Origin of the sequence: Streptomyces spongiae (genome assembly GCF_009377185.1) — a bacterium.
In the GTDB taxonomy this organism is placed as follows: Bacteria; Actinomycetota; Actinomycetes; order Streptomycetales; family Streptomycetaceae; genus Streptomyces; species Streptomyces spongiae.
Genome location: NZ_VJZC01000390.1, coordinates 1 through 9,426, shown reverse-complemented (window position 1 = coordinate 9,426; position 9,426 = coordinate 1). Strand labels below are relative to the sequence as shown.

At 74.5% G+C, this 9,426-nt stretch carries 1 protein-coding gene; it reads left to right on the top strand.

Annotated elements, in window-relative coordinates:
• Nucleotides 1-9,426, top strand: a 9,426-nt coding sequence (locus tag FNH08_RS35455) for a type I polyketide synthase (protein ID WP_152775633.1), incomplete at both ends; no start/stop codon positions are given.

Genomic DNA, 9,426 nt, shown 5'->3' with positions numbered 1-9,426 from the left:
TGCGGCACGGCATCGTTGCCCCGACGTTGCATGTGGATGTTCCGTCGTCGCATGTGGACTGGTCGGCGGGTGCGGTGGAGTTGGTGCGGGAGCCGGTGGCGTGGCCGGACGGTGACCGCCCGCGCCGGGCCGCTGTGTCCTCCTTCGGCGTGAGCGGCACGAATGCCCACCTGATCCTCGAACAGGGGCCCCCGGAGTCTGAGTTCGAGGAGACGACGGACCCGTCCGAGATCGTCCCCTGGGTGGTGTCCGGCAAGACGGCCTCCGCGCTCGACGCGCAACTCGATCGCCTGCGGGCAGGCATCGACGGCACGGCCCATGAAATCGGTCATGTCCTCGCGACCGGCCGTGCGCGATTCCCGTACCGGGCGGTGCTGCTGGCGTCATCGGAGGGCGTCACCGAGGCCGCGAGGGGAGTGGCTGTCGGCGGGTCGCTGGCGTTGGTGTTCTCCGGTCAGGGTGCTCAGCGCATCGGGATGGGCAGGGAGTTGTATGGCCGTTTCCCGGTGTTCGCCCAGGCCCTGGACGCGACGCTGGCCGAGCTCGACCCCGCTCTCCGCGACGTCATGTGGGGTGAGGACGAGGAGGCCCTGAACCGTACCGAGCACGCCCAGCCCGCGCTGTTCGCCATCGAGGTGGCGCTCTTCCGGCTGGTCGAATCATTGGGCGTGCGGCCGGACTTCGTGGCCGGGCATTCGGTGGGTGAGATCGCGGCTGCTCATGTGGCGGGTGTGCTGTCGCTGGCGGATGCGTGTGTGCTGGTGTCGGCCCGTGCACGGTTGATGCAGGCGCTCCCGGGGGGCGGGCTGATGCTCGCCGTGGACGCCGACGAGGACGACGTCACCCCGCACCTCACCGGCGGTGTGTCCCTCGCGGCGGTCAACGGCCCCTCCTCGCTTGTGCTGTCGGGCACGGAGGAGGATGTTCTCGCGGTCGCCGCCGTCCTGCCGGGCCGGCGCAGCACCCGGCTGCGGGTCTCCCACGCCTTCCACTCGCCGCTGATGGACCCCATGCTCGACGACTTCCGTGCGGCGATCTCCGACATCGACTTCCAGCCGCCCCGCATCCCGGTCGTGTCCAACCTGACCGGCGCCCTGGCCACCCCCGACGAACTGGGCGACCCCGGCTACTGGGTCCGGCACGTCCGTGAGACCGTCCGGTTCGCCGACGGCATCCGTACGCTGGCCGCGCAGGGCGTGACCCGTTTCCTGGAGTTGGGCCCCGACGGCACCCTCACCGCCCTCATCGGGCAGATGGCGCCCGAGGACGCCGTCGCCGTCCCGGCACTGCGCAAGGACCAGCCCGAAGAGACAGCCGCGCTCACCGCCCTCGCCCACCTCTTCACCCACGGCGTGCCCGTCGACTGGCCGGCACTCCTCACCGGCACCCGTTCCCGACTCCCCGACGTCCCCACCTACCCCTTCCAACGCCGGCGCTTCTGGCCTGAGTCCTCCCCCTCCGTACGGGACGCCTTGGCGCTGGGCCTTGACCCCGTCGAGCACTCGCTGCTCGGCGCGGCCGTACCCCTGGCCGGTTCCGACGGCGTCGTCCTGACCGGTCGGCTGTCGCTCGCGTCACACCCGTGGCTCGCCGACCACACGGTGCACGGACGTTCCCTGCTGCCCGGCGCGGCTCTGGCCGAACTGGCGCTGCGCGCCGGCGAGGAGTACAACTGCCGTCGGCTCGCTGAGCTGACCCTGGGCACGCCGCTGGTGACACCCGATGACAGTGTCGTACGCCTCCAGATCACCGTCGGCCCGGCCGACGCGGAACGGCGACGGCCGGTCACCGTACGTTCCCGTCCCGACCACGACGCGGAGGCACCGTGGATCGTGCACGCGACGGGGCTGCTGGACGGCGAGGAGGAAGTACCGGCGTCCGACCCGGAGTTGGCGGTGTGGCCGCCGGCCGGTGCCGAGCCGGTCGTGCTGGACGGGTTCTACGCCGACCGGGCGGTGACCGGGTTCGGGTACGGCCCCGCCTTCCAGGGGCTGCGTGCCGCCTGGCGGCGTGGTGACGAGGTCTTCGTCGAGGCCGAGCTGCCCGACGGGACGGAACCGCGTGGCTTCGCCCTGCACCCCGCCTTGTTCGACGCCGCGCTGCAGGGCACCTCGCTGCTCGTGGGGGACGGTGTCGTGCCGTTCTCCTGGGAAGGCGTCACCCTGCACGCCGAAGGGGCGACGGCGGTGCGGGCCCGGCTGTCGCTCGTCGCGCCGGACCGCGTCCGCGTGACCCTCGCCGACCCGACGGGGCGGCCCGTGGCCGGTGCTGACGCGCTGGCGGTCCGTGCCCTCACAGCGGGGCAGCTGGACGCCGCGGGTGCGGCCGGGCCGCTCTACCGGGTCGAGTGGGTGCCGGCCGCAGCGGCGACCCGCAGCCCCGGCACGCTGTGCGTCTCCGGGGACGGCGACGGCACGCTCACCGCCGCCCTGCGGGGCGCGGGCCTCGTCGTGGGCGAGGACGGCGCCGAGGCCGAGGTCCTGGTGCTGCCGCCGCCCGTGTCGGAGGTGCGGTCGGTCGTGGCGGACGTCCTGGCGCTGCTGCAGGGTGCCCTCGCTCAGGAGTCGGGGCGCCGACTGGTCGTGGTCACGCCGGACACCGACGATCCCGCGGTGGCCGCGGTGCGCGGACTGCTGCGGTCGGCCGCCGCCGAGCACCCGGGCCGGCTGGCCGCGCTCGCCGTCGCCGACCCGGCACCACAGGCGCTGCGCAGCGCGCTCGGCCTGCTCCTGGACGGCGCCGAGCCCGAGGTCGCCGTGCAGGGTGGGGAGGTGCTGGTGCCGAGGATGAGCCGGTTGCCGGCCGGTGTTGCCAAGTCGTCACCGGCCTGGAATCGAGGCAGCGTCCTCGTCACCGGCGGCACCGGGGCGCTCGGTGCGGCGGTGGCGCGGCATCTCGTCGAGCGGCACGGGGTGCGGGACCTGCTGCTGGTCTCGCGTCGCGGCCCGGACGCGCCGGGCGCCGCCGACCTTGTCGCCGAGCTGACGCGGGCCGGTGCCCGTGCCGAGGCCGCCGCCTGCGACGTGGGCGACCGCGACGCCCTGGCGGAGCTGCTGGCGGGGCGGGCCGTCGGCGGTGTGGTGCACACGGCCGGGGTCCTCGACGACGGCGTGGTCACCGCGCTGACCGAGGAGCGGCTGACGACCGTGCTGCGGCCGAAGGCGGACGCCGCCCGCCACCTGCATGAACTCGTCCCTCCCGACGTGCCGTTCGTGGTGTTCTCCTCCGCCGCCGGCGTGCTCGGCAGCGCCGGTCAGGGCAACTACGCCGCCGCCAACGCCTGCCTGGACGCGCTGGTGCGTGAGCGGCGTGCCACCGGGGCGCCGGCACTGTCGCTGGCCTGGGGCCCGTGGGAGGCCTCCGCCGGGATGACCCGGCAGCTGACCGACGCCGACCAGGCCCGCATGACGCGCACCGGCCTGCTGCCGCTTTCCACGACCGCGGCGCTCGCCCTCTTCGACGCCGCCCTGACGCACGGCGAACCGGTCGTGCTGCCCCTGAGCCTCGACACACAGGCACTGGGCGAAGCCGGGCCCGCCGGGCCGGCGGTGCTGCGCGGGCTCGTCCGCGCCCGGCGCGGTGCCGCCGTACCGTCCGTCTCCGGCGGTGAGGGGCTCGCGGCGGCGCTGGGCCGGCTCGGCCCCGAGGAGCAGCGGCGCGAGCTTCTCGGCCTGGTGCGAGCACAGGTCGCCCGCGTGCTGGGGCACCGCCGCGCCGACTCTGTCGACCCCCAACGGCCGTTCCGCGAGTTGGGATTCGACTCGCTGACCGCCATCGAGCTGCGCAACGCTCTCGCTGCCGCCACCGGCCTCAGACTGTCGGCGACCCTCGTCTTCGACCACCCGACGGCCGCCGGCCTCGTCGCGCATCTGCATGAGCGGCTGACCGGCGGCCGGGTCTCGGCGGCCGACGGACCGGATGCCCGGCGGACCGCCACCGACGACGACCTGGTGGCGATCGTGGGCATGTCCTGCCGCTTCCCCGGCGGCGTCGGCTCCCCGGACGACCTGTGGCGGCTGGTGACCGACGGCGTCGACGCGATCGGCGACGTGCCCGCCGACCGTGGCTGGGAAGAGGCCAGGCGCGGCGGATTCCTCACCGGCGCGGGCGACTTCGACGCCGACTTCTTCGGCATGAGCCCGCGCGAGGCGCTCGCCACCGACGCGCAGCAACGGCTGCTCCTGGAGGTCTCCTGGGAGGCGGTCGAGGACGCGGGGATCGACCCGGTGACGCTGCGGGACAGCCGCACGGGCGTCTTCGCCGGCGTCATGTACGGCGACTACGGCACTCTCCTCACCGACGAGCGCCACGCGGGACTACGCGGCGCCGGCAGTGCCCACAGCGTGGCCTCGGGCAGGGTGGCATACGCCCTCGGCCTGACAGGACCGGCCGTCACCGTCGACACCGCTTGTTCCTCATCGCTCGTGGCCCTGCACCTTGCCGCCCAGGCGCTGCGCGGCGGCGAGTGCACGCTCGCCCTGGCCGGCGGTGTGACGGTGATGGCGACCCCCTCGACGTACGTCGAGTTCGACCGCCAGGGCGGGCTCGCCGCCGACGGCCGCTGCAAGGCGTACTCCGATGCCGCCGACGGCGTCGGCTGGGGTGAGGGCGTCGCCCTGGTCGTGCTGGAGCGGCTGTCCGACGCCCGCCGCAACGGGCACCGCGTACTGGCCGTCCTTCGGGGCTCCGCCGTCAACCAGGACGGCGCCTCGAACGGCCTGACCGCCCCCAACGGCCCCGCCCAACAGCGCGTCATCCGCCAGGCGCTGGCCGCGGCCTCGCTCTCCCCGGCCGACGTGGACGCCGTGGAAGGCCACGGCACAGGCACGCGGCTCGGCGACCCGATCGAGGCACAGGCCCTGCTCGCCACCTACGGCAAGGACCGTGAACATCCGCTGCTGCTGGGCTCCGTGAAGTCCAACATCGGGCACACGCAGGCCGCCGCCGGTGTCGCCGGCGTCATCAAGACGGTGCTGGCCCTGCGACACGGTGTCGTGCCGCGCACCCTGCACGCCGACACACCGTCCACACACGTGGACTGGGCGTCGGGCGCCGTGCGCCCGGTACGGGAGGATACCCGGTGGCCCGAGACGGGTCGGCCGCGCCGGGCCGCCGTCTCCTCCTTCGGCGTCAGCGGCACCAACGCCCACGTCATCCTGGAGGCCGCCCCGCCGCCGCGGGACGAGCCCGACCGGGACCCCGCCGACGTGACGCCGGGCGTGGTTCCGTTGGTGATGTCCGCCCGCACCGCCGCCGCCCTCGACGCCCGCACGGCCCCACTCGCCGCCCGCGACGACGTCCTGGACGTCGGACTCACCCTGGCGGCCGGGGCCCGCACCGCCTTCCCACACCGCGCCGTGGCCCTTGCCACCGGCACCGGCACCGGCGGCCCCGTGGAGATCGCCCGGGGGGTCGCCGCCGAACCCGGCCCGACCGCCTTCCTCTTCTCCGGCCAGGGCGCCCAACGCCTCGGCGCGGGCTGCGAGTTGTACGACCGTTTCCCGGTGTTCCGCGCCGCCCTCGACGAGACGCTGGCACTGCTCGACCCTGGCCTGCGCGACGTGCTGTGGGGCACCGACGAGGTCGCGCTGAACCGCACCGGCGCGGCCCAGCCGGCCCTCTTCGCCGTCGAGGTCGCCCTGTACCGGCTGTTGGAGTCCCTCGGACTGCGCCCCGACGTGGTGGCCGGGCACTCCGTCGGTGAGATCGCCGCCGCGCACGTCGCCGGTGTCCTCTCCCTGCCCGACGCGTGCCGCCTGGTCACGGCACGGGCCGCTCTGATGGATGCCCTGCCCGAGGGCGGCGTCATGGTCGCAGTCGAGGCCCACGAGGACGACGTGCGGCCGCACCTCGTGGCCGGGGCGGCCCTCGCCGCCGTCAACGGCCCCGCCGCCGTGGTCGTCTCCGGCGACCCCGGCGCCGTCGAGGCCACCCTCGCCGCCCTGCCCGACCGGCGTGCCACCCGCCTCCCGGTCAGCCACGCCTTCCACTCGGCGCACATGGACCCCATGCTGCCCGCCTACCGGGAGGTGCTGGACGGCGTGGAGTTCCGCGCGCCGCGCGTGCCCATCGTGTCCACCCTGACCGGAAGCACAGTCGGGGAGAGCGAGTTGACCGACCCCGACCACTGGGTACGGCAGGTGCGCGAGACCGTCCGCTTCGGCGACGCCATCCGCACGATGGCCGACAGCGGGGTGCGCGCCTACGTCGAGGTCGGCCCCACCGCCGCCCTCACGGCACTCGTCGAACCGGCCCTGCCCGAGGATGCGGACGCCGTCGCCGTGCCGGTGCTGCGGTCGGGCCACTTGGAGGAGAGCACGCTGGTCACCGCTCTGGCCCGGCTGTTCACCACCGGTGTGCCCGTCGACTGGCCCGCCCTGTTCACCGGCACCGGCGCCCGACGCACGCGGCTGCCCGCCTATCCCTTCCAGCACCGCCGCTACTGGCCGGCCGCCGGACCCGTCCGCGGTGACGTCAGGGGCTCCGGACTGACCGCCGTCCGCCACCCGTTGCTGGGGGCGGCGGTCCGCCTCGCCGACACCGACGCCGCTCTGTTCACCGGCCGCGTCTCGACCACGACCCACCCTTGGACCACGGGCCACCGGATCGCCGGCCGGGTGGTCCTGCCCGGCACCGCGCTCGCCGACCTCGTCGCCCGGGCCGGCGCCGAACTCGGCCACGGGCACATCACCGAACTCACCCTCGCGCAGCCGCTGGTCCTGTCCGACGGCGAGGCCCTGGCCCTCCAGGTGTCCGTCGCCGAGCCCGACGACGCCGGCCGCCGCCCCGTCACCGTCTCCTCCCGGCCCGATGGCGACCCCGACGCCCCCTGGCTGCGCCACGCCGCCGGCCTGCTCGCCACCACCGCCGACACTGCCGAACCCGAACCCGGCACCGCCGTACCATGGCCGCCGGCCGACGCGGAGCCGGTCGACCTCGACGGCTTCTACGCCGAACTGGCGGAAACGGGCCTCACCTACGCCCCGCCGTTCGGGGCCCTCACCGCCGCCTGGCGGCGGGGTGCGGGTGCGGAGGTGTTCGCCGAGGCCGCTCTGCCGGACGGCACGGACACCGACGGCTTCGGCCTGCACCCCGCCCTGTTCGACTCCGTGCTGCACGCCGCCGCCTTCACGGGCGGCACGCCGGGGCTGCCGTTCGCCTGGCAGAACCTGGACCTGCACGACGCAGGCGCACGCGTGCTGCGCGCCCACCTCGTCCGCGACACGGACACGGACGCCGTCCGCATCACCGTCACCGACCCCACGGGGACCCCTGTGGCCTCCGTGGGCTCCCTCGTCGCCCGGCCGCCGTCCGAGACTCGTACCACGGTCCCCAACGCGCTGTTCCGCCGCACCTGGGTCCCCCTGCCGCAGCCCGAAGCGTCACCGTCCGCCCGAACCGCCGTCCTCACCACCGGCCCCACACCGACCTGGGCGCCACAGGACGCCGAGATCCTGCCCGGCCTGGACGCGCTCGACGGCACCACGGCGGCGCCGGACCTCGTCCTCACCGAGATCACCGCCGGCGAACTCCACGCCACGCTCCGGCACACCCTGAACCTCCTGAACGCATGGCTCGCCGCCACGCCGTACACGACGTCCCGTCTGGTCGTCGTCACCACGGACGAGGACGCCCCGGTCCTCGAAGCCGTCCGCGGCCTGGTCCGTTCCGCGGCGAACGAACACCCCGGCCGCCTGGCCCTGCTCACCCGCGACCCGGGCACGCCCCAAGTCCCGTCCCCGGCCCTGCTCCTGGGCGCCTACGACGCGGGCGAGACGGAGATGGCCGCACGCGGCACCGAGCTGGCCGCACTCCGCCTGAACCGTCACGAGTCCGGCGCCCCGGACGCCCGCGACATCTGGACAGGCCCGGGCAGTGTGCTCATCACCGGTGGCACGGGCGGCATCGGCGCGGCCCTGGCACGGCATCTCGTCACCCGCCACGGCACACGCGACCTGTTGCTCGTGTCCCGGCGCGGTGCGGACGCCCCCGGCGCGGCCGAACTGCGCACCGAACTGATCCAGGCCGGCGCCCGTGTCGACATCGCCGCCTGCGACGTGGCCGACCACGACGCACTGGCCGACCTACTCACCGGCCGCACCATCGGCGCCGTCATCCACGCGGCCGGCGTCCTCGACGACGGTGTCCTCACCACGCTCACGCCCGAACGCCTCTCCGCAGTCCTCCGCCCCAAGGCCGACGCCGCACGGCACTTGCACGAACTCCTCCCCCACGTACGGGCATTCGTCCTGCTGTCCTCGGCGGCCGGCACCTTCGGAGGCACCGGACAGGCGAACTACGCCGGCGCCAACGCCTACCTCGACGGCCTGGCCGAAGACCGCCGTCGTCACGGCCTGCCCGCGCACTCCCTTGCCTTCGGGCCGTGGGACACAGCCGACGGCATGACCGGCGAGCTCGACCGCCCCGACCGCGAACGCCTGGCACGCTCCGGCTTCCGCCCCCTCACCGTCGAGGAGGGGCTGGCCCTGTTCGACACGGCCACAGCCTGCGCCGGAGACCCCCCGATCCTGGTGCCCGTACGGCTCGACCATCAAGCCCTGCGGTCGCGTGCCGACGTCCCACCGCTGCTCCGGGGCCTGTTCCGGCCCCGTACGAGCCGCGCCGGTGCCGACGACCTCCCGCGGCGTCTCGCCGGGAAGACGGTGGAAGAACAGCGGGCCCTGCTTCTGGACGTCGTCCGCGCCCGCGCCGCGGCTGTCCTCGGCCACGACGACGACGCGACCGTCGAACCCAGCCGTGCCTTCCGGGACCTGGGCTTCGACTCGCTGACCGCCGTCGAGCTGCGCAACGCGCTCGCCGCGGCGACGGGCCTGCGCCTGCCTACCACCCTGGTCTTCGACCACCCCTCGGCAGAGGCCCTGGCCACTTACCTGCGCGAGCAGCTGGCAGGCACGACGGCGAGCTCGGAGCCGGCGCCGCCCGCGGCGCCTCTCGCGGACGACCCGGTGGTGATCGTGGGGATGGCGTGCCGTTTCCCGGGGGATGTGTCGTCGCCGGAGGATTTGTGGCGGCTGGTGTCCGAGGGTGTGGACGCGGTGGGTGAGTTCCCGTCCGATCGTGGCTGGGATCTGGAGCGGCTGTATCACCCGGATCCGGAGCACAGCGGTACGTCCTCGGCCCGGGCCGGTGGCTTCCTCGCCGACGTCGCCGGCTTTGATCCCGAGTTCTTCGGGATGAGTCCGCGGGAGGCGTTGGCGACGGATGCGCAGCAGCGGTTGCTGCTGGAGTCGGTGTGGGAGGCGGTCGAGGGGGCGGGTGTCGATCCGACGTCGTTGCGGGGCAGCCGGACGGGTGTCTTCGCCGGTGTGATGTACAACGACTACCGGGAGTTGCTGCCGGGGGAGGAGTACGAGGCCTTCCGTGGTAACGGCAGCGCGCCGAGCGTCGCCTCGGGTCGTGTGGCGT